We start from the raw sequence: 25,565 nt of genomic DNA on the forward strand, positions 1-25,565 counted from the left end.
CCCGGCCGTGCACGCCGCCGACGCCGCGTGGGGCCCGCGTCGGCGCGGTGCGTCAGCCGGTGAGGGGCCCGCCGCGGGCGTCCAGGAGGTCCTGCAGCACGACCTGCTCACGGCTCTGGGAGTCGACGATGCCCTGTGCGAGGCGCGTCACCTCGGGGTGCCGGGCGTGCTCGGCGGCGTACCGGGCCATCTCCACGCCGCCGACGTGGTGGTCGATCATCAGCGACAGGAACAGGCGCTCGGCGGCGGTGCCGTCGGCGTCGCGCAGCGCCGCCATGTCGGCCGCCTGCACCCACCCCGGCATCGTGGACAGCCCGCCCGCACCGTCGGCGTCGGCCGCGTGCGCGTGCCCCGTCTCCCCGCCCATCCAGGCCATCGGCCCGTCGGGGGACGCGGCCGGCAGGCCCCACAACCGCAGCCAGGCCGCCATCTGCCCGATCTGCTGCTGCTGGATGGTGAGGATGTCGAGCGCGATCGCGCGCAGCGTCTCGTCGTCCGACCGGTCCCTGACCAGGACCGCCAGCTCGACGGCCTGCGCGTGGTGCGCCTGCATGTCGCGGGCGAACCCCGCCTCGACCGAGCCGTCGGACGGGGTCGCGGCGTCGGGGCGCGCGACGAGCGTCGCCCCGACGGCCGTGCCGACCACCAGCGCCAGCAGGACGAGCAGCGCCACGACGGCGCGGCCGGTCCCCGACAGCCCGACGAACGCCTGCCCCAGCGCGGACCGGGTGCGGTCCGCCGGCGCAGGTGTCGGCGAGGAGGCGTCCGTCACGCGGGCGACCCCACACCGTTGCTGCAGAGCGCACCGGCCTCGGGCAGCTCGGGGTTCAGCAGGTACTTGCGGACGAAGACGGGCAGCCGCTCGTCCTCGGCGTCGTCGAGCTGGAGCTGCACGCCCCACGCGGTCGCGACCACGGGCGACGGCAGGCCGTCGTACGGCGAGACCAGCACGTAGGGGCGGCCGTCGGCGAGCGCGTGCAGCGCCGCGACCTGGTCGGCCGGCAGGTCGGGGGAGTGCGTGATCCAGACGGCGCCGTGCTCGAGGGAGTGCACCGCGTGCTCGTCGACCACGGGGGCGTCGTACACGCCGCAGTTCTGCCACACGGCGTTGTGCTCACCGCCCACCGGCGGTGTCTGCGGGTAGTCGACCTCGGTCGTCACGTGGTCGAACGACAGGCCCTCGAAGGTCTCGACGCCCTCGATCTCCTGCCCGGCCTGGGCCTCGAGCTGCGAGGTCCGGCGGGACTCGCCCACCAGCACGACCGCGGTGGCGGCGATCAGCCCGGTGACGAGCGTGCCGATGACGCCGAGGACGATCGCGGTCTGCCGACGGGACGAGCGGCGCTGCGCCGCCTGGATCTGCGCGAGCCGTGCGGCCCGCTCCTCGCGCTGGGAGGACGTGCTCATGCGGGGTTCTCCGTCTCGGTGGGCCGCTCGGGGCTGTGGCCGGTGGATGGTCGGGTGGTCGGTCAGGCTACGCGAAGTTGAACCGTCAACCAAGGTGGTGGGGGGATGTGCGGCGCGCCTGCCGCACCCCCGCTCTCGCCACGCTCTCGACCGGGTCGGCGGCCGGGGCTAGCGTGACCTCCCGAGGAGCCGACGTCCCTGGGGGCCGAGCCTCCGGCGGTGCCGGGACGCCGACGCCGTCCCTCGTCCCGTCACGGCCGCGCTGCGCGCCGGCGGGCCGACCACCGGGAGACAGGGTGCAGGGCTCCGGCGCGCGCAGCATCGGGATCGTGGCGGGGCTCGTCGCCGCACTCGCGTTCGCGACGAGCGGGCCCGTGGTCAAGCCGCTGCTGGCGGCGGGCTGGAGCCCTGGAGCCGCCATCGTGGTCCGGCTCACGGTGGGCGCGCTGCTGCTGGCCGGCCCGGCGCTGTGGACGCTGCGCGGTCGCTGGGACGCGCTGCGCACCGACTGGGCCACCGTCGTCGGCCTCGGCCTGCTGGGCGTCGCCGGGGCGTCGACGCTGTACTTCCTCGCGGTCGACCGGCTGCCCGTCGCGGTCGCGCTGCTGGTCGAGTACACCGGCCCGCTGCTCCTGCTGCTGTGGTCGTGGGTGCGCACGCGGCGCGCGCCGGCCCCGGCGACCCTCGCGGGTGCCGGGCTCGCCATGGGTGGCCTCGTCCTCGTGCTCGACCTCACCGGGACCCTGCGGCTCGACCCGCTCGGGCTGCTGTTCGCCGCGGGGGCCGCGGTCGGCAACGCCGCGTACTTCGCCCTCACCGCGCGGCCCGTCACGCTGCCGCCGGTGAGCCTGGCGGGCGCGGCGATGGCCGTCGGCGCGACCGTCGTGGGGCTGCTGGCGGCCGTCGGGGTGCTCCCGGTCGAGGCGCCCGACGTCCGCGTCGAGGTGCTCGGGACGCAGGTGCACTGGGCGGTCCCGCTGCTCGTGGTGGCCGCGGTGCCCACGGCGTTCGCGTACGGCGTGTCGGCCGTGTCGGTGCGGCTGCTGGGGGAGCGGCTCGCCTCGTTCCTCGCGTTGTCGGAGGTGCTGCTCGCCGTCCTGCTGGCCTGGCTGCTGCTGGGCGAGCAGCCGCTGGTCGTGCAAGGGGTCGGTGCGGGGCTGGTGGTCGCGGGTGTCGCGCTGGTGCGCACCGGCGCCGACCGCGACGTGCGGCGGGGCGCGGCCCCGCCGCCGGCCGTCGACGTCCAGGCGGCGTCCGGGGCCGGCTGAGCCGGGGGTCCGGCCGCCCGGCGGGCGTCATCCGCCGGGCCGGACCCGCAGGATCCGCTCGTTGCTGTTGTTCGCGACGGAGTCCTTGTCACCGCGCGTGCTCGTCGTCAGCCACAGCGAGCCGTCGGCGGACGGCTCGACCGTGCGCAGCCGGCCGTAGGTGCCCGACAGCAGGGTCCGCACGTCGGTGAGCTGCCCGTCCGCCGTGATCGTCGCGCGGTACAGGCGGGTGCCGCGCAGGCACGCGATCCACAACGAGTTCCCCGTCACCGCCAGACCGCTGCACGACGCGGAGGCCACGGGCAGCGTCAGGCGCGGCGCGACGAGCCCGGGCCCGGAGCAGTCGCCGCTGGTGCCCTCGCACTGCGGCCACCCGTAGTTGCCGCCACGGACCACCACGTTGGTCTCGTCCATCAGGGAGTTGCCGAACTCCTGCTGCCACAGGCGTCCCTGGGCGTCGAACGCCAGGCCCTGCGGGTTGCGGTGACCGTAGCTCCACACCGCGTTGCCGAAGGGGTTGTCGGCGGGGACCGATCCGTCGGGAGCGATCCGCAGGACCTTGCCCGCGAGGTTCGACGTGTCCTGCGCCCACTGCGGGTTCTGGCCGTCGCCCGTCGCGACGTACAGCATGCCGTCGGGCCCGAACCGCAGCCGCCCGCCGTTGTGGTACTTGTTGCGCGGGATCCCGCTGACCAGCACCTGCGGGGTGCCGCTCAGGGCGCCGCCGGAGTAGCGGATGCGCACGACGCGGTTGTCGGTGGTCGTGGTGTGCATGACGTACAGCCAGGGCGACGTCGCGAAGTCGTCGGCGACCTCCAGGCCCAGCAGCCCGCCCTCACCGTCCGTGCCCGCGACCCCGGGCACGGTGCCGACCACGCGGGTCGCACCCGTCGCGGGGTCCAGCCGCACCACCTGGAACGTGTCGCGCCGCCCGTAGAGCACCGAGCCGTCCGGCAGCTCGACGAGGCCCCACGGCAGGTCCCGCTCGGTGGTCGCCTGCGTGACGGAGCAGATCGCCTCCGTGCAGGTGCCGCCCGTGGTGACGCGCACGGCGTCGGAGTTGGGCGAGCGGTTGCCCGCCTGGTCGCGCGCCCGGACCCGGTACGCGTAGGTGTAGCGCTCGCGCAGGCCGGAGTCGACGAACGTGAGCACCGAGCCGGAGGTGCTGCCGACCACCGAGCCGTTGCGCAGGATGTCGTACGCCGTGACGCCGACGGCGTCCGTCGCGGCCTGCCAGGTGACCGTCACCGTGGTGCCCGTGGCCCGCACGGCGACGCCCGACGGGGCGGTCGGTGCCGTGGTGTCCACCTGGCAGGCCGGCACGCGCAGCTCGAGGGTCGTGCTCGCCTGCGACACGTTGCCCGCGGCGTCGCGGGCGTTGACGTACAGGCCCCAGGTGACGCCGGGCACGAGGGTGAGGAGCGCCTGCGTGGCGGTGCCTGCGACGGTCGTCATGTGCTGCCCGTCGTGGTAGACGTCGTACGCCACGACGCCCACGTCGTCGCTCGATGCGGTCCACGTCAGCCGCACGGCGGTGCAGCTCAGCTCGCTGGTCCGCAGGCCGGACGGCGGTGTGGGCGCGGTGGTGTCGGCGGCCACCGCGGACGGGGCCACCGGGGCCGCCGTCGCGGCGGGCGCGAGGGTCACGGCCAGCGCCGCCACCAGGACCAGGACGAGGGCAGGACGGGTGCGAGTCATGGGGATCCAATCGCCGACGCTGGGACGAATGTGCCCGATCCGGACGGGTCCCGCCAGGCCGGCGCGCGCGACCGAAACGGTTCGGACGTGAACGCCGTGCCCTCGCAGGTGCGCCCGACGACGCCCGACGCGCTGGTCAGGCACGTGGCGGACCTCGTGACCGCGGTCCCCGGCCGGTGCCGCGTGCTGGTCGACGGTGCCGCGCCGGTGCGTCCGCAGGAGCCGGCCGACGCGCTCGTCGACGCGCTGCGGAGCGCGGGCCGCCCGGTCGTGCGCGTGCACGCCGACGACTTCCTGCGGCCGGCGTCCCTGCGGTACGAGCACGGCCGGCAGGACCCGGACGCGTACCTCGAGGACCGGCTGGACGCCGGTGCGCTCGCGCGCGAGGTGCTCGACCCGTTCGCCGTCGACGGCACCTACCTGCCCACGCTGTGGGACGCGGTGCGGGACCGCGCCACGCGCGCGGCGCGCCGGCAGGCGCCGCCGGACGCCGTGCTCGTGGTGGACGGTGAGCTGCTGCTGGGCAGGTGGTTCGACGTCGAGCTCACCGTGCACCTCACGGTGCGCCCGGCGACGCTGGCACGACGGCTGGGCCCGCACGACGCCTGGATGCTGCCCGCGTTCGCGCGGTACGAGCAGGAGGTCGCCCCGCAGGACGTCGCGGACGTGGTCGTGCGGGTGGACGACCCGCGGCACCCGGCGCTCGTCGTCCGCTGACCCCGCCGGAGCCGCGGGCCTCGTCCCGCACCCCGCGGCGGACCGCCGGGTGCGGGCTAGGCTCGACGGCACAGGGGACGAGCACCAGGAGGCGCACCACGTGGCAGGGCTGACGATCGGGTACGCGGCGATGCTGGAGCAGTTCCACCCGCGGGAGGCGGTGGAGCTGTCCGCGTACGCCGAGCAGCACGGGTTCTCCGGCGTGATGGCCGCCGACCACTTCCAGCCGTGGGTGCCCGCGCAGGGGCAGTCGTCGTTCGTCTGGAACGTGCTCACCGCCGTCGGCGAGCGCACGACCGGCGACATGGGCCCCGGCGTGACGGCGCCGACGTTCCGCTGGCACCCCGCGATGGTCGCGCAGGCCTCGGCGACGCTCGCCGCGATGTACCCGGGCCGGCACTGGCTGGGCCTGGGCTCCGGCGAGGCGCTGAACGAGCACGTCGTGGCCGGCTACTGGCCCGAGGCGCCCGAGCGCATCAACCGGATGTTCGAGGCGATCGACATCATCAAGAAGCTGTTCGCGGCCTCGCTCGCCGGCAAGGACGTCAAGCACGCCGGGCCGTTCTACAAGCTCGAGTCGACGCGGCTGTGGACGATGCCCGAGGAGGCGCCCGAGATCCTCGTCGCCACCGCCGGCCCGGTCACCGCCAAGCGCACCGGCAAGCACGCGGACGGGATCATCACGGTCGGGGCGCCGCTGGAGAAGATCAGCGGCCTGTTCGGCAAGTTCGCCGAGGGTGCGCGCGAGTCCGGCAAGGACCCGGACACGATGCCGAAGGTGCTGCAGCTGCACCTGTCGTGGGCGCCGACCGACGAGGAGGCGCTCGCCAACGCGATGCACGAGTGGCCCAACGGCGGCATGAAGTTCCCCAAGGCCGACATCCGCTCCCCGTTCGACTTCGAGCAGATGGCCAAGCTGGTGCGCCCCGAGGACTTCACCGGCCGCATGGTGATCTCCGCCGACCCCGACGTGCACCGCGCCGAGATCCAGAAGTACGTGGACCTCGGGTTCGACCGCATCTACCTGCACAACGTCGGCCGCAACCAGCGCGAGTGGATCGAGGTCTTCGCCTCCGACGTGCTGCCGAAGCTGTCGCGGTGAGCGCGGGCGAGCTGCGCGTCTGGGCGCCCGACGGCGTCCCCGAGGTCGTCCCGGGCGACGACCTGGTCGCGCTGCTCGTGGCGGCGCTGCGCGCCGACGCCCTCGACGAGCCCGGGCACGCGCTCGCCGACGGTGACGTCGTGGTCGTCACCAGCAAGGTCGTGTCCAAGGCCGAGGGGCGCGTGGTCGCCGCCGACGACCGCGAGCAGGCCATCACGGACGAGACCGTGCGGGTCGTGGCGACCCGCGAGCACGCCGGGGGCGTCACCCGGATCGTCGAGAACCGGCTCGGCCTGGTGATGGCCGCGGCGGGCGTCGACGCCTCGAACACACCCGAGGGCACGGTGCTGCTGCTGCCCGTCGACCCCGACGCGTCGGCCCGGGCGCTGCGCGCGGGGCTGGTCGCCGCGTTCGGCGTGCGCCTCGGGGTGCTCGTCACCGACACGGCGGGACGGCCCTGGCGGCAGGGCGTCACCGACCTCGCCATCGGTGCGGCCGGCGTCGACGTGCTGGACGACCTGCGCGGGCAGCTCGACACGTTCGGACGACCGCTGACCATGACGGTCGCGGCGGTCGCGGACGAGATCGCGAGCGCCGCCGAGCTCGTCAAGGGCAAGGCGTCGGGCCGGCCGGTCGCGGTGGTGCGCGGCGTGGGGCAGGTCGTCACCGCCGACGACGGTCCGGGTGCGCGCGTGCTGGTGCGCACGGGGCCGGACGACATGTTCCACCAGGGCTCCGCGGAGGCGTACGCGCAGGGGTGGAAGGACGCGCTCGAGCGGCCGGAGCGGTGACGGACGACACGTACCGGCCGGACCCCCGGCGCTGGAAGGCCCTGACGGTCTGCCTCGCCGCGGGCTTCATGACGCTCCTCGACGTGAGCATCGTCAACGTCGCCCTGCCGTCGGTGAAGGAGGCGCTGGACGCGTCCGACGCCGTGCTGCAGTGGGTCGTGTCCGGGTACGCGCTGACGATCGGGCTGGTGCTGGTCGCCGCGGGCCGGGTCGGTGACGCGCTGGGACGACGCACCGTGTTCATCGCGGGCGTGGTCGTGTTCGCGGTCGGGAGCCTGCTGGCGGGCACCGCCCAGGACGGCACCTGGCTGGTGGTCGCGCGGCTCGTGCAGGGCGTCGGCAGCGGCATCGTGGGTCCGCAGGTCTCGGGGCTCATCCAGCAGCTCTTCCGGGGACCGGAGCGCGGCATCGCGTTCGGGCGGTTCGGCACGACCGTCGGCATCTCGACGGCCGTCGGGCCGCTGCTCGGCGGCCTGATCCTCGCGGTCGCGGGCCCCGAGCACGGCTGGCGGTGGGTCTTCCTCGTCAACCTGCCCGTCGCGGTGCTGGCCGTGGTGCTGGCGCTGCGCTACCTCGACCCGCCCGCGCGGCGCGAGCGGGTCGCCGACCTCGACCTGGTCGGTGCGCTGCTCCTGGGTCTGGGTGTCGTGGGCGTCCTGTGGCCCACGGTGTCGCGCTCGTGGGGCGCGCTGAGCCTGGTGGTCGCCGGTGCGGGTGTCGTCGCGCTCGCGGGGTTCGTCGGGTGGGAGCAGCGGGTGACGGCCCGCGGCGACGTGCCGATGGTGCAGCCGTCCCTGTTCCGCAGGCCCGGGTTCAGCGCCGGTGCGCTGCTCGGGCTGCTCTACTTCTCCGGCTTCACCGCGATCTTCTTCGTCCTCGCGCTGTTCTTCCAGGACGGCGCCGGGTACACGCCCCTGCAGGCGGGCGTCGCGATCACGCCCTTCGCGCTCGGCTCGGCCGTCAGCTCGGTGGCCGGCGGGCGGTGGGTCGGTCGCGGTGGGCGACGCGTGGTCGTCGCCGGCCTGGTGGTCGTGCTGGTCGGTGTCGCCGCCACCGACGTGGTCGTCGGGCTGCGCTCCGCCGGTGCGGACGTCGGCCTGTGGACCGCGCTGCCGCTGCTGGTCGCCGGGGTCGGCTCGGGGCTCGTCATCGCCCCCAACCAGACGGTCACGCTCTCGCGCGTGCCCGTGCCGCAGGCCGGTGCCGCCGGGGGCGTGCTGCAGACGGGGCAGCGCCTCGGCGCGGCGACGGGCATCGCGGTGGTCGGCAGCCTGTACTTCGCGGGCGTCGCGGACGGTGACGGCGCGGCGGGGGTCGCGCACGGGCTGCGCGCCACGCTCGCGCTGCTCGGCCTCTCGCTGGCCGTGGGTGTCCTGGACCTGGTGCGGACGTCGCGGAGCACGCCCGCGGGGGAGCCGGTGTGAGCGGGCCGGGGGACGTCCCGGACGTCGTGCTCGTGGTCGACGCCGCCAACGTCGTGGGCTCGCGTCCCGACGGCTGGTGGCGCGATCGCGCCGGCGCGGCCACGCGTCTGCTGGACCGGCTGGCGCGTGCGGTCGGGGCCACGGTCACCGACCCCACCGGTGCGCCCGTGCGTCTCGCCCGGGTCGACGTCGTGCTCGAGGGGCAGGCGCGCGCCGCCGTCGACCCCGGGGTCCCGGGCCTCGTGGTGCACCACGCCCCGCACGACGGCGACACCGAGGTCGTCGCCCGCGCGCGGGCCGCGGGACCCCACGTGCTCGTGGTGACCGCCGACCGCGGACTGCGGGCGCGCCTCGACGACGTGCCCGTGACGGGACCGGGGTGGTGGCACCGGCTGGACGCCACGCTCGCGGGGTCGTCCGACGACGGGCCGGGCGACGGAGGCTGAGGACGAGGGCTGCGGACCGGTGCCGGGACCGCCCGGGAGCGGCTCAGGCCGCGGGCGCGGGCGCCGAGCCGACCGTCGGGCGCCCGTAGACCAGGCGTCGGTACAGGGACTCGGCAGGTCCGCGGCGCCCCGCCGCCTCGAGCCGCACGGCGACGACGACCGTCACCAGCCACACGCCGACGGCCCACGCCACCACCTGCGAGGTCCCGAGGCCCGCACCCAGACCGCCGGCCCACGGCGCCAGCGGCAGCACGAACAGCACCGACTGCAGCAGGTAGCACGTCAACGAGCGCGCGCCCACGGCACGCAGCGCGCGGCCGACGGGCCCGAGCGTGGCGGGCGTGGTGCCCCGGGCGACGACGACCCAGCCCACGAGCGCCGCGAACGCGACACCACCCGCGGCGCCCGTCACGAGGTGCAGGGTGCCGGACCCGAAGGCGTCGAGCACCGACGGTTCCCGCAGGCGCGCGACCGCGGTCGCGAACGGCGCGCCGCCGAGCACGCTCACGGTCAGGCCGACGACCGCGGTGCGGCGCAGCAGGCGGACGTGGTCCGCGGGACGTTCCAGCAGCTCGCGTCGCGCCGCCCACAGGCCGGCCAGGACGAGGGGCAGCGCCATGAACGCCCCGACCGGGGCGGCGGCGAGGCCACCGAGGAGCCGCATCCCGAGCGCGACCAGCGGGCTGCCGGTGCTGGTCGACGCGAGCGCGTCCGCCGACCCGAGCGACGGGTCGAGCACCAGGACGCTCCCCAGCAGGCCGTTGAGCAGGCCGGTGAGGGGCAGGACGAGCGCCGCGGTGACCAGGAGCGCACGGTCCGGCACGCGCACGAGCGCGACCGCGAGCAGCCCTGCCAGGCCGTACGCGCCGAGGATGTCGCCCTCGAACAGCAGCACCACGTGCGCGGCCCCGACGGCGAGCAGGACGGTGGCGCGGCGCAGCAGGTCGGTGCGGCAGGCCGCCCACGGGACCCCGGCGGCCGCGCGTCGTCGGACGACGACCCCGATGCCGTACCCGTACAGCAGCGCGAACATCGGCATCGTCCGGTGGTCGACGAGCAGCGACACGACGCCGTCGACCGCCCGGTCGAGCGCCGAACCGTCGACGGGCCGGAAGCCCAGACCGATGGCACCGGTCGACAGGTGCACCACCGAGTTCGCGATCGCGATGCCCAGCAGGGCCAGCCCGCGTGCGAGGTCGGGCGCGACGGCCCGCTGCGCCGTCGGCACCGGCCCCACGCGCGGCGGTGCGACCCGGTGCGCGTCGACCGGGGGCGCGTGCGGGACGGGTGACGTCGGCGCCGGTGGTGCGGTCGGGAGCAGCGGCGGCGGGGGCGGCGTCGTCATGGCGACATCGTCGCGGGTGCGGGCCGGCGTCCGCGTCGGCCGTGCGGCCGGTCCTGTGTCGGTCCCGGGGTGGATGCGGCGGGTGGCCGCCGGCTCACCGCGTCCGCGTCAGCGGGCGGCCTTCGCGGCGGCCTTGGCCGCGCGCTTGGTCTCGCGGACCTTGCCGAGCGACGCGGCGTCGCGCACGTCCGCGATCGACCGGAACTCGTCGTCGCCGTACGCGCCGGCGGCCTCGCGCCAGCCCGCGGGCTGCACGCCGCGCTGCTTGCCGAGCAGGGCGAGGAAGATCCGCGCCTTCTGGTCCCCGAACCCCGGCAGCGCCTTGAGCCGGCGCAGCACGGTCCTCCCGTCGGGGTCGCCCTGCGTCCACAGGCGCGTGACGTCACCGTCGTACTCGTCGACGACCGCGCGCGCGACGGCCTGGATGCGGCCCGCCATGGACCCGGGGTACCGGTGCACCGCGGGTGGGGTCGAGCACAGCGCGACGAACGCGTCGGGGTCCGCGTCGGCGATGCGGTGCACGTCCCACCCGCCCATGCGGTCCGCGATCTTCGCGGGCCCGGCGAAAGCGGTCTCCATCGCCACCTGCTGGTCCAGGAGCATCCCCACCAGCAGGGCGAACGGGTCGGAGTCGAGCAGGCGGTCGGCCTCGGCGTCGCCCGTCATCCACAGGTCGGTCATGGGCACCATTGTCACCCGGCCCGCACGCGCAGGGCCGCGAACGACAGCATCGTCGGGATCGAGGCGAACCAGCGCTCGTGCTCCGTCCAGGCGCTCTCCGGCACGTCCCGGGCCGGCAGGGACGGCGGCTCGTCGAGGTCGACCACCGCGAGCCCGGCGTCACGCAGCCGCCCGACGTACCAGGACAGCGGGCGGTGGTAGTGGCGGTGCCCGCCGAAGGTCTCGACCCACCGCTCCTCGTGCCCCAGGTACCCCGTGACGCGGCGGTGCCGCTCGTGGTCCTGCGCGGGCTGCTGCCCGAAGAAGGCAGGGTGCAGGATGCTCGCGACGAGCACGCCCTCCTCGGACAGCCGCACCGCGACGTCGGCCAGCAGCCGGTCGAGGGTCGGCACGTCCATGAGGACCATGTGGCACAGGACGACGTCGAACGGGCCGGGCAGCCAGCGGTCCAGGAACGGTGCGAACCGTCGCCGGAAGGAGTCGTCGGCACCGCCCACCGTCGCCGCGTACACCGGCGCCGAGCGGTCCCACGCGACGAGGTCGGCCGTCGACCCGTCGTCACCGGTCACCGTCGCCCCCGTCCCGTGCGCCCGCGTGCGGCCTGCGGCGTCATCGTGGCGCACACGGGCCGGGCGCGCCAGGTCGGGGTCACCCGCCCGGACCGCCCCTGCGGACCGTCCGTCCGGACCACCCGCCCGGGCCGCCCCTGCCGGCACGACGGCCCCGGCCGGATGCGCGCACGTCGACGGCCCAGGTCCTGCTGCTGTGCGCGGGGGTCGCGGCCGCCCCGAGCCGTCGGCCGACGCCGGCTCAGCGGACCGCGGGCGCCCCGCCGTACGCGATGACCGGACGGCCCGTCGTCGGGTGCGCCAGCACGTGGGCGTCGACGCCGTACACGTCCCGGACCAGCGCGGACGTCAGCACCTCGGCCGGCGGCCCGGCCGCCGCGAGGCGGCCCGCGGACAGCACGACGACGTGCTCGCAGAACGCCGCCGCGAGGTTGAGGTCGTGCAGCGCGGCCACGCTCGTCACGCCGAGGTCCCGTACGAACGCCAGCATCGAGAGCTGCGCGGCGACGTCGAGGTGGTTGGTCGGCTCGTCGAGCAGCAGGAGACGCGGCTCCTGGGCGAGCGCCCGGGCGATGTGCACGCGCTGACGCTCACCGCCCGAGAGCGTCGACCACGCGCGGTCGGCCAGGTGGGCCGCCGACGCGGCGTCCAGCGCCCGGTCCACCGCACCGGCGTCGTCGTCCGTGCCCCACAGCGTGCGGTACGGGATGCGGCCCAGCGCCACCACCTCGCGCACGCTCAGCGGCACCGTCGCGCCGGAGTCCTGCTCCAGCAGGGCGACGTGACGGGCGCGCACACGCCGCTCCATCCGGTGGACCGGCACCGCGGGGGTCGGGTCCGCGGCACCCGGGTCGGTCACCAGGACGGCCCCGGCGTCCGGTGCCAGCAGACCGGCCACCAGGCGCAGCAGCGTCGTCTTGCCCGCACCGTTGGGGCCGAGCAGCCCGGTGAGCGCACCGGGGGGCGGGGTCGCGTCGACCCCGTCGAGGACCCAGCGGCCCCCCAGACGCGTCCCGACGCCGGCGATCGTCAGCTCCACGTGCCGCCCCGTCCTCGCCGCAGCAGCACCGCGAACACGGGCACACCGATCAGGGCGGTCACGATCCCCACGGGCAGCTCGCGCGGGTCGAACACCGTGCGTGCCAGGGTGTCCGCCCAGACCAGCAGGACCGCACCGGCGAGTCCTGCGACGGGCAGCAGGCGGCGGTGCGCCGGGCCCGTCACCACCGACACCGCGTGCGGCAGCACCAGGCCGACGAACCCGATGGCGCCCGACACCGCGACCATCGCCCCCGTGAGGACGGCGACGAGCGTCATCATCGCCCACCGGGTGCGGTCCACGTCGACGCCCAGCGCCGCGGCCGCGGTGTCGCCGAACGTGAACGCGTCGAGGCGGCCCGCCGTGACGAGCACGACCGTGCCGACCACGACCAGCGCACCGCCCGCGATCGCCACCGACGACCACGTGGCCCCGGCCAGCGACCCCATGAGCCACGACAGGATCTCGCGGTACGAGTCGCCCGTCGCCGTCCAGAAGATGACGAACGACGTCGCCGCGGCGGCCAGCTGGGAGATCGCCAGCCCCGCGAGGACGGCGCGCGTCGGGGTGAGCGTGCCTCCCGTACGGGCCAGCGTGAGCGTCGCGACCAGCGCCGCCAGCGCCCCGACGAACGCCGCGACCGGCAGCAGCAGACCGACGCCCAGCACCAGGACCGCCACGGCGCCCAGCGACGCCCCCGACGAGAGCCCCAGCAGGTACGGGTCCGCCAGCGGGTTGCGCGTCATCGACTGCATCACCGCCCCGGCCACCGCCAGGCCCGCACCGACGGCGGCCGCCGTGAGGACCCGCGGCAGGCGCAGGTCCCAGACGATCGCGTCGTGCAGGCGCGGCACGTCCGGCGCGCGCAGGCCCAGGTGCGCGAGCACCGAGCGGACCACCTCGCCCACGGCGACGTCCGCGGGGCCGATGGTCACGGCGACCAGCAGCGTCACGACGAGCGCCGCCGACCCCACCGCGACGAGCAGCGCCAGGGGTGGGCGCAGCGGGGCCCGGGCGTCACCCACCAGCAGCGGGCCGGCGGGCGGCCCGCTGCGCGGGGGGCGGAGGCGGCGGTGCAGCATCGGTGCCGGTCAGCCCTCGGTGGGGGCGGGCGTGCCGGTGTCCAGCGCACGCACCGCGTCCGCGATGTCGGACGCGGCCTGAGCGTTGCGCACACCGGCCTCCGACGCGGCGAACGGGACCACGACGTACCGCTGCTCGCGCACCGCGGTGAGCTGGGAGGCGGCCGGGTGCGCCGCGAGGAAGTCCATCTTCTTCTGCGCGGAGTTCCACGCGGAGTCCACGAGCACCAGCACGTCCGGGTCCGCCGCGACGACCTGCTCCCAGCCGACCGACGTCCAGGTGTCGTCGACGTCCGCGAACACGTTGGTCAGCCCGGCGGTCTCCATGAGCATCTGCGGTGCACCGATCCCGGCGCCCACGTAGGGCGTGTCCGTGCCGGACGACCACCACGCCGCCGTCGCGCCGTCCACCGGCTCGATCGCGTCGAGCGTCGCCTGCTGCTCGGCGACGACGTCCGCGGCGGCCGCGGGGACCCCGAAGACGTCACCGACCTCCCGGATCTCGCCCAGGACGTCGTCGAACGTCAGCGGGTCCGGCTGGTACGCCGGGTCCTTGCACGCGCTGGGCGACACGTAGGTCGCGATGCCCAGGGCGTCGAGCGTCGAGCGCTCGCCCGCGCCGTCGGCGCTGAGGTTGGACTCCCAGCCCGCGTACACGAGGTCGGGCTCCGCCTCGAGGAGGGCCTCCTGGCCCGGCACCTTGTCCGAGAGGACCGGGACGTCGGCGACGTCCGCGGCCCACCGGTCCGGGACGGGTCCGTCGGCGAACGCGGTGCCGACCAGCGCGTCGGCCAGGCCGAGGGCGAGCAGCATCTCCGTCGTGGACGACTTGATCGTCACGACCCGCTGCGGCGGGCTGTCGAAGGTGATCTCCGTCCCGCAGTTGTCGAGGGTCACGGGGGCGTACGTCGCGGGCGCGTCCGACGGCGTGGCCGACGGGGCCGCGGCCGGGGCGCCTGCCGAGCACGCGGCGAGGGCGAGCAGGCCGGCGACGGCGGAGGCGCCGAGGGCCGCGCGGTGCGCGTGCCGCGGGGGCGCGGTGCGGCTGCGGGTGGGGGTGCGGGGGGCGCTGGGCGGGGCGGGCGACGGGTGACGACGGGCGCGGGGCATGGTCTCTCCGGGAGGTCGCTGCCGCGCACGCCGTCGGGCGCGGGAGGGATGGGGGCGGACGCACGTCGCGTCGCGGAGGACCGACCCAGCACGGGGCGGTACGACCCGACCAGAGCGAGGTCGGGTTCCGACGTGCAAGCCTAGGCGCTCCGCCCACCGGCCGTGCAAACCGTGGGCGCACGACGGAGCGGTGTGCGTGACGTGTCACGCACACCGCTCGGGGTCGGCCCGTGCCGGTCGAGGCCGGCTGGTCAGGAGGCGGAACAGGTCACCCGCGCGCCCTCACCGTTCCCGGTGCCCTGGAAGCCGAACGTCGTGCTGCCGCCGGCGGCGACCTGCCCGTTCCAGGACGCGTTGGTCACGGTGAACGCCGACCCGCCGGTCGACTGCCCGTTCCACACCTGCGTCGCGCTCGCCCCGGTGGCGAGCGTCACCGTGACGCGCCACCCGGTGACCGGTGCGCTGCCGGCCGTCACCGTGACGTCGGCGACGAACCCGCCCGGCCAGCTGTTGGCCAGCCGGTACGTCGCGGTGCAGCCGGTGCCGGTGCCCGGCGTGGGGGTCACCGACGGCGTCGGGGTCACCGAGGGGGTGATCGACGGGGTGGGCGTCACCGACGGGGTGACCGAGGGCGTGGGGGTCACCGAGGGCGTCGGCCCCGGTCCGGCGTCGCCCCACGCGTCCTGCAGGAAGGCGGCGATGGTGTCCCAGCTCGGGTTCGGGGTGCCCCGCGTGACGGTCTCCCGGCAGCCCTCGACGGTGCGGACGGTCTGCTGCCCGTAGCGCGAGGCGCTCGTGACGTCGGTGTGGCTGTGCCCGGCGCCCGGCACGGAGAAGAACCGGGTGTCGACGCACGCGGCCTTGAGCGCGTCGTAGAGGATCTGGGTCTGCGCGTGGGGCACCACGTTGTCGCTGAGCCCGTGCAGCAGCATCATCGGGGGGTCCTGGGCGTCGACGTACGCCAGGGGGTTGGCCTGCTGCGCCTTGTCGCGGCAGGTGGGGATCGCGCAGCCCAGGAGCTGGGCCTCCGGAGCGCTCGGGCTGTCGTGGTCGATGAAGCCGCCGGGGTCCTGCTCCTTGAGCCGCTGGAAGTCGGTGGGCCCGAAGAAGTCGACGCCCGCCTGCACGTCGCTCGAGACCCCGTAGACGCCGACCTGCCCCTCGAGGGACTCGACGCCGCCGGTCAGGGCAGCCATCGCGGCCACCCAGCCGCCCGAGGAGTCGCCCATGGAGGCGAAGCGGTCCGGGTCCAGGCGGTACCGGTCGGCGTAGGCGCGCAGGTACCGGATCGCGGCCTTGACGTCGTGGACCTGGGCCGGGAACTTCGCCTGCGAGCTGGACCGCACGCTGACCCCGGCCACGGCGATGCCGCGGGGGTTGAGCTGCTGCGCGATCGCGGCCGCACCGGACTTGCCGTCGTCGGACGTCCATGCCGAGCCGGTGGACCACACGACGAGCGGCCAGGGCCCGGGACCGTCCGGCACGTACAGGTCGAGCAGGTGGCCGCGGCTGCCGGCCGGATCGGCCTGGGCGTAGGCGATGTTCGTGATCGTCTCGGCCTGGGCGGCGGTGCCGAGCGAGGCGACCGCACCTCCCGCGACCAGCGCCACCACCCCCAGCCATGCGGCGGTCCTGCTGCGCGTCCTGGTCATGACGTGGCTCCCCTCGCGCGGTTGTGACGTTCCACCATGGCGGCACCGCGTCGGACCGGACCAGGGCCGAAACCATTCGGGCACGGGGCCCGGGTCGATCCCGCCCGGTCAGGGTGCCGCCGCGGCGGCCAGGGCGGCGGCGACCACCTCGACGTCCTGGCTGCGCAGCGCGCCGACCGTCACCCGCACGAACCCGTGCGGCCCGGGCGGGACGGAGAAGAAGGGGCGCCCGCGCGCGACCCGCACGCCCGCGGCCTCCAGCCGCACCAGCGCGGTCCGCTCGTCGTGCACCGGGACCCACACGTTGATGCCGTCACCGGGGGGCACGTGCACGCCGTGGCGTGCCAGGGCGGCGCTCAGCGCACGTCGACGCCCGTGGTAGACCCGGCGCGCGTGGGCCACCGCCTCCACGGCCTGGGCGTCGGTCAGCAGGTCCGCCAGCACGTGCTGCAGCAGCCGGCTCGTCCAGCCCGGGCCGAGCATGCGCCGGGCCACCAGCCCGTCGAGCACGAGGGCCGGGCCCCCGACGGCGGCGATGCGCAGGTCGGGCCCGTGCGACGTGGAGTACGAGCGCACGTGCACCACGCGGTCGGCCAGCAGAGGCCCCAGGCTCACGTCGCGGGACGACGCGATCTCCCCGGAGTGGTCGTCCTCGACCACCCACAGCCGGGCCGCCGCCGGACGCAGGACCGCGGCCAGCTCCCGCACGCGCGTGGGGGAGGTGGACACGCCGGTGGGGTTCTGCGCGCGCGGCTGCAGCAGCACCACCCGCACCCCGGCGCGCACGGCCTCGGCCAGGGCGTCGGGGCGCGGTCCGTGGGCGTCGAGCGGGACCGCGACCCGCTCCAGCCCCAGGTGGTCGAGCAGGTCGAGCACCGGCGGGAACCCGGGGTCCTCGACCGCCACCCGGTCGCCGAACCGCACGACCTGCTCGAGCACCCGGCTGATCGCGTCCACCGCGCCGTCGACGACCGTGAGCCGCTGGGCGAGGAACGGCCACGACGCGCGCAGCAGCCGCTCGAGCTCCGGCACCACCGGGTCATCGAGGTAGCCGGCCGTCGCCAGGGCGGGCGCGCGCCGGGCGACGCGGGCGAGGGCGGGGGCGAGGTCCGGCAGCAGGGCGGGGTCGGGTGCGCCCGCGGCGAGGTGCAGGCGTGCCGCGGGGCCGTCGGCCAGGTCCCGGTACCGCGGGGGCAGCCGGGCGGCCGGCTCCGGCAGCACGGAGGTGCCGGCGCGGCCGCGCGAGACCACCAGCCCGGCCGACGCGAGCGACTGCCACGCCGACCCGACCGTGGCGGGGCTGACGCCCAGCGCCCGGGCCAGCTCGCGCACCGTGGGCAGCCGGTGCCCCGGCAGCAGGTCGCCGCTGTGGACCAGGCGGGCGATCGTCGCGGCGATCCCGCGCGGGGTGCGGTCGGTGACGAGGTCCGCCAGCTCCTGCGGTGACATGGGCGCATCGTCGCGCGCGGGTGTTGCCGCCGCGTGTCCGGCGGATGAGCGGACGCTCACCACGCCGGGCGAGCGGGCCCGACCCGTCAGCACCGGCGTGCCATGCTCGTCCCCACCGACCTCCGGGAGCCCGCATGACCACGTCCGCCGACCGTCCCCGCCGCGCCCTCGTCACCGGCGCCTCGTCCGGCATCGGAGCCGCGACGGTGCGCCGCCTGCGCGCCGACGGCTGGGACGTCGTCGCCACGGCCCGCCGCGCCGACCGCCTCGCCGCGCTGGCCGACCAGACCGGCGCCGACGTCGTCGTCGCGGACGTGACGCGCGACGAGGACGTCGACGCGCTCGTCGCGCACGTGCGCGGCACCGGCGGGCTGGACGCGGTGGTCAACAACGCCGGCGGCGCCCTGGGCCAGGACACGGTCGAGGACGCGGACCTCGACGGCTGGCGCACGATGTACGAGCTCAACGTGCTGGGCACCCTGCGGGTGACCAAGGGTGTGCTGCCGCTGCTGCGCGAGCGCGGGCAGGGCGACGTGCTCGTCGTCACGTCGACCGCGGCGCACGGTGCGTACCCCGGCGGCGCCGGGTACACGGGCGCCAAGCACGCCGAGCGGATGCTCGCGACGACGCTGCGCTGGGAGCTGGTGGGCGAGCCGATCCGCGTCATCGAGATCGCGCCCGGTGCCGTCGCCACCGAGGAGTTCTCGCTCGTGCGGTTCGCAGGGGACGCGGAGCGGGCCGCGCAGGTCTACGAGGGCTACCAGCCGCTCCTCGCGCAGGACGTCGCCGACACCATCGCCTGGTCGCTGTCGCGCCCGTCGCACGTCAACGTCGACCTGCTCGTCGTGCGTCCGCGGGCCCAGGCCAACAACACCACGATCGCCCGGACGGGGGTCTGAGCGCCGGTCCGGGTGCGGTGCCGGCGGTGCGTCCTAGGCTGGACGGATGCCGCCCCCCGACGCGTCGACGACGCGTGCCCTGCTGCGTCTGGTCCGGTGGGCGCGTCCCGCCCTGCCGCGTGTCGTCGCCGGTGGCAGCGCCACGCTCGTGGCCAGCCTCATCGCGCTCGCGGTGCCGCAGGTGCTGCGCGGGGTGGTCAACGGTCCGCTGCTGACCGACGGCTCCCGGGCGGCGGTCGTCCAGGCCGCGCTCCTGGTGCTGCTGCTGGGCGTCCTCGAGGCCGTGCTCGTGTGGTGCCGCCGCGCGCTCATCGCCACCCCGGGCACGGGCGTCGAGCGGACCATGCGCACCGACCTCTTCCGCCACCTGCTGGACCTGCCGGTGGCCGTGCACGACCGGTGGTCCGGCGGTCAGCTGCTGCAGCGGTCGATGGGCGACCTGCACACCGTGCGCCGGTGGATGGTGTTCGGGTTGGTGCAGCTCGTCGTGTCGGCCACGACCGTGCTGGTCGGGGCGGTCCTGCTGCTGGTGACGAGCCCGCTGCTCGGTGCCGTCTACCTGTGCGGGGCGGTGCCGGTGGTCTGGCTCGGGTTCCGGTTCCGGCAGGACTACAAGGTCGTCGCGCGGCGTGCCCGCGACCAGGCGGGCGACCTGGCGACGAGCGTCGAGGAGTCCGTGCACGGCATCCGCGTGCTCAAGGCCTTCGGCCGCGGCGACGACGCGCTCGAGGACTTCGTGCGGCAGGCCGACGAGCTGCGCGGCACCGAGCTGGACAAGGCGCGCGCGCAGTCGCGCATGTCGTTCGCGCTGGCGTGGATCCCGGAGACGACGCTCGCCGTCGCGCTGGGGCTCGGCGTGTGGCTGGCGGCGACGGACCGGGTGAGCGTCGGCGCGCTCGTCGCGTTCTTCGCCACCGCCGCCGTCATGACCCGGCCCGTCGAGAGCCTGGGGCAGCTGCTCGGCATGACGCTCGACGCACGCGCCGGCACCGACCGGTTCCTCGAGGTGATGGACACCGCCCCGGCGCTCAGCGACCCGGCCGTGCCCGCCGCGCTCCCGCCGGTGCCCGCCGAGGGGACGCGCGTCGAGCTGCGCGACGTGCGGTTCGCGCACGGCGCCGGCACCCGCGAGGTGCTGCGGGGCGTCGACCTGGTCCTCGAGCCGGGTCTGACGACGGCGCTCGTCGGCCTGACCGGCAGCGGCAAGACGACCTTGCTGCAGCTCGTGCCCCGGCTGTACGACGTGACCGGCGGTGCCGTGCTCCTCGACGGGGTCGACGTGCGCGACCTGACCCGCCATGACGTGCGCGGCGCCGTGGCCGTCGCGTTCGAGGACCCGATCCTGTTCTCCGCCTCCGTGCGGGACAACGTGCTCATGGGGGTCCCGGTGGAGCGGCTGGCGGCGATGAGCCCGCAGGAGGCGGACGAGGCCGTGCGCGTCGCGCTCGACGTCGCCCGCGCCGGGTTCGTGCACCGCCTGCCGCAGGGGCTCGACACCGTCGTCGGCGAGGAGGGCATGAGCCTGTCCGGCGGGCAGCGCCAGCGCGTCGCGCTGGCCCGCGCGATCGCCGGGCGACCCCGCGTCCTCGTGCTCGACGACCCCCTGTCGGCGCTCGACGTCGCCACCGAGGCGGAGGTCACCGCGGGGCTGCGGCGCGTGCTGACCGGCACGACCACGCTCGTGGTCGCCCACCGCACGTCCACCGTGGCGCTGGCGGACCGGGTCGCGGTGCTGGAGGACGGTCGTGTCACCGGGGTGGGCCGGCACGCCGACCTGCTGGCGACGCACCCGCACTACCGGTACGTCCTGACGGCCGAGGCCGGTCCCGGGTCCGGTGCGCCCCCGAGGGTGCCGGACCTGCGCGGTCTGGCCGAGGAGGTGCGCCGATGACCGCGGCGACGGCCAGCACGGTCGCGCCGGCACCCGGCGCGGACGGCGACGCGGAGGAGGTCCGCGGACGCTCGCTCGCCCTGCTCCGCTCGCTGCTGCGGCCGGTGACGCGCCGCGCCGCCCTGACCGCCGTCGTCGTCGTGGTGGCCCAGCTCGCGCTCGTCGCCGGGCCGGCGCTCGTGGCGGTCGGCATCGACCGCGGCATCCCGGCCCTGCGGGCCGGTGACGCCGGACCGGCGCTGCTGGTGGCCGGCGGGTACGCCCTGACGGCCCTGGTCGCCGGGCTGTTCACCGCCGCGACGGTACGCCTGGCCGCGACGGTCAGCCAGGCCGTCCTGCTCGACCTGCGGCGCCGGGTGTTCCGGCACACGCAGCGCCTCAGCCTGGAGTTCCACGAGCGGTACACGTCGGGGCGGATCATCTCGCGCCAGACGTCCGACCTCGAGGCCCTGCGCGAGCTCCTCGACGGCGGTGTCACCACGCTCGCCGCCAGCGGGCTGGCCATGGTCTTCACCGCCGCCGGGCTGGCGCTGCTGGACTGGCGCAGCGGGCTGGTGCTGCTCGTCGCGGTCGTGCCGGGCGTGGTCCTCACCCGCTGGTTCCAGCGTCGCTCGCAGGCCCAGTACCGGCGGTCGCGGACGGCCGCGGCCCGGGTCATCGTCCGGTTCGTCGAGACCATGACGGGCATCCGCGCGGTGCAGGCGTTCCGTCGCGAGGCGCAGGTCGCGGGGGTCTACGAGGCCGAGGCGGAGGAGTACCGGGCGGCCAACGCCGAGGCGATCCGCGTCAACGGCGTCTTCGACACCGGCCTGGTGCTCATCGGCAACGTCACCGTCGCCGCGGTCCTGCTGGTCGGTGGCCTGCGGGTGCTGGACGGCGGGCTCGACGTGGGCGTGCTGGTCGCCGCGGTGCTCTACGCACGGCGGTTCTTCTCCCCGCTCGCGCAGATCGGGATGTTCTACAACTCGTTCCAGTCCGCCACTGCCGCCCTCGAGAAGCTGTCCGGGCTGCTCGCCCAGGAGCCCACCGTCCCCGACCCGGTGCGGCCGGTGCGCCTCGAGCAGCCCCGTGGCGACGTGCGCTTCGAGGGCGTCGAGTTCGGCTACGGCGACGGACCGTCGGTCCTGCCGCGCCTTGACCTGCACGTCCCGGCCGGGCAGACCGTCGCCCTGGTGGGCGAGACGGGCGCCGGCAAGTCCACCGTGGCCAAGCTCCTCGCCCGGTTCTACGACCCGCGGACCGGGTCCGTGCGCGTGGACGGCGTCGACCTGCGCGACGCGGACCCGACGGACCTGCGCGCCGCCATGGTCATGGTGACCCAGGAGGCGTACCTGTTCTCCGGCTCGGTGGCCGCGAACATCGCCCTGGGCCGGCCGGGTGCGAGCCCCGCGCAGATCGAGCAGGCGGCGCGGGCCGTCGGCGTGCACGACCTCATCGCGGCGCTGCCGGACGGGTACGACACGGACGTCGACACCCGCGGCGTGCGGCTGTCCGCCGGGCAGCGCCAGCTCGTGTCGTTCGCGCGGGCCTTCCTCGCCGATCCCGCCGTCCTCGTGCTCGACGAGGCGACCAGCTCGCTGGACATCCCCGGGGAGCAGCTCGTGCAGGAGGGGCTGCGCACCCTGCTGACCGGCCGCACCGCGGTGGTGATCGCCCACCGGCTGTCGACCGTCATGCACGCGGACCGCGTGCTGGTCGTCGACGCCGGTCGTGTCGTCGAGGACGGCAGCCCCGACGAGCTGGTCGCGGCAGGCGGTCGGTTCGCGGCGCTGCACGCCGAGTGGCAGCGATCGTTGCGCGGCGACTGAGGCTCGGCGACCGGCGCCGGGGTCAGGGTGGTCCGAGCAGCCGGTGCGCCTCCAGGGCCAGTGCGAGGGCGGTGCGCGTCCGCGGGTCGTGGAGGTCCGCGTCGAGCAGGTCACCGATGCGCTGGAGGCGGTGCTTCATCGTGGTGTAGTGCACGAACAGCCGCCGGCGCGGCTCCTCGCGGGGCCGCGCCCGTCACATCGTCACAGGTGACGCGCGGCGTACTCGTGCAGGGCGTCACGCACGAACGCCGCGCCCCGCTCGTCGTCGCCGTAGTGGCGGGTGAACCGCGGGTCGGCGACGTACATGTCGGCCAGCCCGAGCACGTACCCCCGGGCCGGTGCGTCGCCGTCGCGCGGCGTCCCGGGCACGTCGCCCAGCCACTGCACGTGCCGGCGGGCGATCTCCTGCGCCTCGTCCGACGCGGGGTCGGTGCCCGCCGCCGCCGCGGCCGCCCAGTCCCGGGCGAGCGCCGCCGAGCGCTCCTGCCACGTGGCGCGCTCGTCGGCGCTCCGGCTGCGCCACCAGGCGTCGCCGGCGGCGTAGGCGTCGGCGCCCCAGCGCTCCTCGACCTCCTGCCGGTGCTGCGTGTGGTCGAACCCGTCGAACATCTCCTCGACCATCAGGTCGCCTCCCTCGTCGCGTGCGGTGAGCGTCCGGCGCACCGAGGCCGCCTGCCGGGCGAGGCGGTCCTGCTCGGCCGTGAGCCAGGCGAGGTGCCGGCGCAGTGCCGTCGCCTCGTCCGTCTCGCGGTCCAGCACCCGGCGGATCTCGGCCAGCCCGAGCCCCAGGTCGCGCAGCAGCAGGATGCGCTGCAGCCGCACGAGGGCGGCGTCGTCGTACCAGCGGTACCCGGTGTCGGCGACGCGGCTGGGAGTGAGCAGCCCGATCGCGTCGTAGTGACGCAGCGTGCGGCTCGTCGTGCCGGTCAGTCGGGCGACCTCCTGGATCGACGCCTCCACGGCTCCTCCTCGGCCTCGGTGTGCGGACCCGGTCGACCGTAGGAGCTGACGCGACGTCAAGGTCAAGCGGGTCGGCGGCCGCCCGCTCGTCAGGAGGTCGGGCGACCCTCGCGCAGCCAGCGCGAGTCGTCGTTGACGTACGCGTAGTACAGCCCGATCAGGAGCCCGCCGCCGACGAAGTTCCCGAGCAGCGCCAGGCCGACGTTGCCGGCGGCGAGCCCGACGTCGATCCCCTCCTGCAGCCCGACGATGGTGAACAGGACCGTGTTGGCGACCGAGTGCTCCAGCCCGAGGAAGGCGAAGATGAACACGGCCACGATCATGACGAGCGACTTGGTGACGTCGTCCCGGATCAGGCCGTTGTAGACCAGCAGCATCGCGAGGTTGATGCAGAAGTTGCAGAGCACCGCGCGCACCAGCAGGTCGCCCCACCCCGTCGGCCCGTCGGCGACGAACGCGAGCTTGTGGTCGACCGCGGTCACCATCTGGTCGAGCGTCGCGCCCTCCGCGAGCGTGGAGAACCGCACCAGCACCGCGACCAGCAGGCCGCCCACGAAGTTCCCGGCGAAGCACAGGCCCAGCAGCCGCAGCGCGCGGCCCCACGTGGTGCGGCGGTGGTAGGCCCCGATCGAGACGATCATCATGTTCGACGTCAGCAGCTCGGACCGCGAGTAGTAGATGAACACCAGCGCCCAGCCGAACAGGACGGCGCCCGCCATGCGGCCGATCAGGTAGAGCGAGGTGCCGCCGACCGTGATCTGCGCGAACGCGGACACGACGGCGTAGTGCGCCCCGTACAGCAGGCCGATGATGATCCCCGCCATCGCGGCGCGCATGACGTAGCGGCGGCCCAGCGCGCCCGCCATGGTGGTCTTGGTCTCCAGCGCCTCGAGCACGGTGCTGATGAACTGCTTGCCCGGGAACAGGGGGGACTCGGTACCGGCGCTCACGGCACCACGGTGGCACACATCCGCCGAGGCCGGTGCGTGGGACGCGCGGCCGGTCCCGCACGCCCGGGTGCGTGCGGGACCATGGGGGCATGACGACGACGGAGGCCGCGCCCGGGCAGGACATGCCGACCGAGCGCGAGGTGCTGGACTGGGAGACGTTCGGCGCAGCGACGCGCGAGGTGGCGCAGACGGTCGTGGACTCCGGGTTCGTGCCCGACGTCGTCGTGTCGGTCGCGCGCGGCGGCCTGCCGCCCGGCGGGGCGATCGCGTACGCGCTGGGCACCAAGGCCGTCGGCACCATGAACGTCGAGTTCTACACCGGCATCGACAGCACGCTGCCGGAGCCGCAGCTGCTGCCGCCGCTGCTGGACACCGACGCGCTGCACGGGTTGCGCGCGCTCGTGGTGGACGACGTCGCCGACTCCGGTGAGACGCTCGCCCTGGTCAAGAGGCTGCTGTCCGCGCACTGCGCCGAGGTGCGCACCGCCGTGCTGTACGCCAAGCCGCGCTCGGTGATCGACCCGGACTACGTGTGGCGCCGCACCGACCTGTGGATCACGTTCCCGTGGTCGGCGCTGCCGCCGGTGCGACCGACGCGCTGAGCTCGGCCCGCCCGGGCGTGCGGAGCGTCTCCAGCACCGTCTCGGCCAGGCGGTCGACCGTCGGCACGACCTCGAGCGCACCGGCGCGCGCGAGCTCGCCCGGCTGCGCGTAGCCCCACGCGACCCCGACGCAGTCGACGCCGTGGGCGCGCGCGCCGTGCACGTCGTGCTCGCGGTCACCCACCATGAGCACGGGCCCGGCGGGGCGCAGCGCGGCGAGCGCCGCCGCGACGACCGTCGCCTTGGACGACGGCACGTGGTCCAGCGGGGCGCCGAAGACGCCCTCCAGGAAGGGCGCCAGGCCGAAGCGCTCGCAGATGGGGCCGGCGAACACCTCGGGCTTGCTGGTCGCCACGGCCAGCCGCACGCCGGCGTCCCGCAGCGCGGCGAGCTGCTCCGGGACCCCGGGGTAGACGCTGTTCTGCCACATGCCCGTCTCACGGAAGTACGCGCGGTACGCGGCGATCGCCTCCGGCACGCGGTCGGCAGGGACGTCGAACAGGGCGAACGACTCGGCGAGCGGCGGGCCGACGAACCGCCGCAGCGCGGTCGCGTCCGGCACCGGCAGCCCCAGCGCGGTGAACGCGACGCGGGCGCTGGCCGCGATGCCGGGGTAGGAGTCGGTCAGGGTGCCGTCGAGGTCCAGCAGGACCAGGGGTGCGTGGGTCATCCCGG

General features: G+C 75.6%; 25 protein-coding genes. 10 read left to right on the forward strand and 15 right to left on the reverse strand.

Features of this window, described 5'->3' with window-relative positions:
* Window positions 1–52 precede the first annotated feature (52 nt).
* Together BMZ16_RS14525 and BMZ16_RS14530 are read right to left on the reverse strand one after the other, a co-directional pair.
* Window positions 53–772, reverse strand: coding sequence for a DUF305 domain-containing protein (locus BMZ16_RS14525; RefSeq protein ID WP_089801698.1), 720 nt, complete (start codon window positions 770–772; stop codon window positions 53–55).
* Window positions 769–1,407, reverse strand: coding sequence for a DUF3105 domain-containing protein (locus tag BMZ16_RS14530; RefSeq protein ID WP_089801700.1), 639 nt, complete (start codon window positions 1,405–1,407; stop codon window positions 769–771). The genes BMZ16_RS14525 and BMZ16_RS14530 overlap by 4 nt, the downstream gene beginning before the upstream one ends.
* Before the next feature lie 329 nt (window positions 1,408–1,736).
* On the opposite strand from BMZ16_RS14530, the gene BMZ16_RS14535 reads away from it, so the two are divergent.
* Entirely contained in the window at window positions 1,737–2,675 is a 939-nt protein-coding gene (locus BMZ16_RS14535; RefSeq protein ID WP_255366696.1) for an EamA family transporter, read from the forward strand.
* 27 nt (window positions 2,676–2,702) lie between these two features.
* Here BMZ16_RS14535 and BMZ16_RS14540 read toward each other — a convergent pair whose 3' ends face one another.
* Window positions 2,703–4,373, reverse strand: a complete 1,671-nt coding sequence (locus BMZ16_RS14540) for a PQQ-dependent sugar dehydrogenase (protein ID WP_089801704.1) — start codon at window positions 4,371–4,373, stop codon at window positions 2,703–2,705.
* A gap of 87 nt (window positions 4,374–4,460) precedes the next feature.
* Between BMZ16_RS14540 and BMZ16_RS14545 the strand changes: the two genes are divergently transcribed.
* The 5 genes from BMZ16_RS14545 to BMZ16_RS14565 all read left to right on the forward strand — a co-directional run bounded on the left by BMZ16_RS14545 (window position 4,461) and on the right by BMZ16_RS14565 (window position 8,853).
* Window positions 4,461–5,090 carry a nucleoside/nucleotide kinase family protein gene (locus tag BMZ16_RS14545; protein WP_255366697.1) on the forward strand — a complete coding sequence of 210 codons (630 nt, stop codon included), beginning with the start codon at window positions 4,461–4,463 and terminating at the stop codon, window positions 5,088–5,090.
* 130 nt (window positions 5,091–5,220) lie between these two features.
* Window positions 5,221–6,192 carry a TIGR03557 family F420-dependent LLM class oxidoreductase gene (locus tag BMZ16_RS14550; RefSeq protein ID WP_089802142.1) on the forward strand — a complete coding sequence of 324 codons (972 nt, stop codon included), beginning with the start codon at window positions 5,221–5,223 and terminating at the stop codon, window positions 6,190–6,192.
* Window positions 6,189–6,983 (forward strand): coenzyme F420-0:L-glutamate ligase, encoded by a 795-nt coding sequence (locus BMZ16_RS14555; RefSeq protein ID WP_089801706.1) that lies wholly within the window; start codon window positions 6,189–6,191, stop codon window positions 6,981–6,983. Before BMZ16_RS14550 ends, BMZ16_RS14555 begins: the two co-directional genes overlap by 4 nt.
* Window positions 6,980–8,407, forward strand: a complete 1,428-nt coding sequence (locus BMZ16_RS14560; protein ID WP_255366698.1) for an MFS transporter — start codon at window positions 6,980–6,982, stop codon at window positions 8,405–8,407. Before BMZ16_RS14555 ends, BMZ16_RS14560 begins: the two co-directional genes overlap by 4 nt.
* Entirely contained in the window at window positions 8,404–8,853 is a 450-nt protein-coding gene (locus BMZ16_RS14565; RefSeq protein ID WP_255366699.1) for a hypothetical protein, read from the forward strand. Before BMZ16_RS14560 ends, BMZ16_RS14565 begins: the two co-directional genes overlap by 4 nt.
* Window positions 8,854–8,896: 43 nt before the next feature.
* Here BMZ16_RS14565 and BMZ16_RS14570 read toward each other — a convergent pair whose 3' ends face one another.
* The 8 genes from BMZ16_RS14570 to BMZ16_RS14605 all read right to left on the reverse strand — a co-directional run bounded on the left by BMZ16_RS14570 (window position 8,897) and on the right by BMZ16_RS14605 (window position 17,780).
* Window positions 8,897–10,198: a DUF418 domain-containing protein gene (locus tag BMZ16_RS14570; RefSeq protein WP_089801708.1), complete on the reverse strand. Its 1,302-nt coding sequence runs from the start codon at window positions 10,196–10,198 to the stop codon at window positions 8,897–8,899.
* A 108-nt stretch (window positions 10,199–10,306) separates the two neighbouring features.
* The gene (locus BMZ16_RS14575; RefSeq protein ID WP_089802146.1) at window positions 10,307–10,879 is read right to left on the reverse strand and encodes an HhH-GPD-type base excision DNA repair protein; all 573 of its coding nucleotides are present in this window, start codon (window positions 10,877–10,879) and stop codon (window positions 10,307–10,309) included.
* Between the two features lie 11 nt (window positions 10,880–10,890).
* Window positions 10,891–11,448, reverse strand: coding sequence for a class I SAM-dependent methyltransferase (locus BMZ16_RS14580; protein ID WP_143082852.1), 558 nt, complete (start codon window positions 11,446–11,448; stop codon window positions 10,891–10,893).
* A gap of 241 nt (window positions 11,449–11,689) precedes the next feature.
* On the reverse strand, window positions 11,690–12,487 hold the full coding sequence (locus BMZ16_RS14585) for a putative F420-0 ABC transporter ATP-binding protein (protein WP_089801713.1): 798 nt from the start codon (window positions 12,485–12,487) through the stop codon (window positions 11,690–11,692).
* Window positions 12,478–13,569, reverse strand: a complete 1,092-nt coding sequence (locus BMZ16_RS14590) for a putative F420-0 ABC transporter permease subunit (RefSeq protein WP_089801715.1) — start codon at window positions 13,567–13,569, stop codon at window positions 12,478–12,480. The genes BMZ16_RS14585 and BMZ16_RS14590 overlap by 10 nt, the downstream gene beginning before the upstream one ends.
* 9 nt (window positions 13,570–13,578) lie before the next feature.
* Window positions 13,579–14,679: a putative F420-0 ABC transporter substrate-binding protein gene (locus BMZ16_RS14595; RefSeq protein WP_089801717.1), complete on the reverse strand. Its 1,101-nt coding sequence runs from the start codon at window positions 14,677–14,679 to the stop codon at window positions 13,579–13,581.
* A gap of 251 nt (window positions 14,680–14,930) precedes the next feature.
* Window positions 14,931–16,331 carry a cellulose binding domain-containing protein gene (locus BMZ16_RS19380; protein WP_177199725.1) on the reverse strand — a complete coding sequence of 467 codons (1,401 nt, stop codon included), beginning with the start codon at window positions 16,329–16,331 and terminating at the stop codon, window positions 14,931–14,933.
* Between the two features lie 108 nt (window positions 16,332–16,439).
* Window positions 16,440–17,780: an aminotransferase class I/II-fold pyridoxal phosphate-dependent enzyme gene (locus BMZ16_RS14605; RefSeq protein WP_089801719.1), complete on the reverse strand. Its 1,341-nt coding sequence runs from the start codon at window positions 17,778–17,780 to the stop codon at window positions 16,440–16,442.
* A 134-nt stretch (window positions 17,781–17,914) separates the two neighbouring features.
* Between BMZ16_RS14605 and BMZ16_RS14610 the strand changes: the two genes are divergently transcribed.
* Genes BMZ16_RS14610 through BMZ16_RS14620 form a run of 3 tightly spaced genes read left to right on the forward strand, consistent with a single transcriptional unit; the run spans window position 17,915 to window position 22,378 of the window.
* Window positions 17,915–18,679 (forward strand): SDR family oxidoreductase, encoded by a 765-nt coding sequence (locus BMZ16_RS14610; RefSeq protein ID WP_089801721.1) that lies wholly within the window; start codon window positions 17,915–17,917, stop codon window positions 18,677–18,679.
* Window positions 18,680–18,725: 46 nt separating this feature from the next.
* Complete coding sequence (locus BMZ16_RS14615; RefSeq protein ID WP_255366701.1) at window positions 18,726–20,570, forward strand: ABC transporter ATP-binding protein; 1,845 nt, start codon at window positions 18,726–18,728, stop codon at window positions 20,568–20,570.
* Entirely contained in the window at window positions 20,567–22,378 is a 1,812-nt protein-coding gene (locus BMZ16_RS14620; RefSeq protein ID WP_089801723.1) for an ABC transporter ATP-binding protein, read from the forward strand. Before BMZ16_RS14615 ends, BMZ16_RS14620 begins: the two co-directional genes overlap by 4 nt.
* A gap of 22 nt (window positions 22,379–22,400) precedes the next feature.
* On the opposite strand, the gene BMZ16_RS14625 is transcribed toward BMZ16_RS14620, so the two are convergent.
* The 3 genes from BMZ16_RS14625 to BMZ16_RS14635 form a co-directional block, all read right to left on the reverse strand.
* Window positions 22,401–22,532: a helix-turn-helix domain-containing protein gene (locus BMZ16_RS14625; protein WP_089801725.1), complete on the reverse strand. Its 132-nt coding sequence runs from the start codon at window positions 22,530–22,532 to the stop codon at window positions 22,401–22,403.
* A 47-nt stretch (window positions 22,533–22,579) separates the two neighbouring features.
* Window positions 22,580–23,338, reverse strand: a complete 759-nt coding sequence (locus BMZ16_RS14630; RefSeq protein WP_089801727.1) for a MerR family transcriptional regulator — start codon at window positions 23,336–23,338, stop codon at window positions 22,580–22,582.
* 89 nt (window positions 23,339–23,427) lie between these two features.
* Window positions 23,428–24,288, reverse strand: a complete 861-nt coding sequence (locus BMZ16_RS14635; protein WP_089801729.1) for a formate/nitrite transporter family protein — start codon at window positions 24,286–24,288, stop codon at window positions 23,428–23,430.
* 89 nt (window positions 24,289–24,377) lie between these two features.
* Here BMZ16_RS14635 and BMZ16_RS14640 point away from each other — a divergent pair, with 89 nt between their 5' ends.
* Window positions 24,378–24,890, forward strand: a complete 513-nt coding sequence (locus BMZ16_RS14640) for a phosphoribosyltransferase (protein ID WP_089801731.1) — start codon at window positions 24,378–24,380, stop codon at window positions 24,888–24,890.
* Here BMZ16_RS14640 and BMZ16_RS14645 read toward each other — a convergent pair.
* Entirely contained in the window at window positions 24,844–25,560 is a 717-nt protein-coding gene (locus BMZ16_RS14645) for an HAD hydrolase-like protein (protein ID WP_089801732.1), read from the reverse strand. The two genes, BMZ16_RS14640 and BMZ16_RS14645, sit on opposite strands and share 47 nt — an antisense overlap.
* Between the last annotated feature and the right edge of the window lie 5 nt (window positions 25,561–25,565).

This window comes from Cellulomonas sp. KH9 (assembly GCF_900114185.1).
In the GTDB taxonomy this organism is placed as follows: Bacteria; Actinomycetota; Actinomycetes; order Actinomycetales; family Cellulomonadaceae; genus Cellulomonas.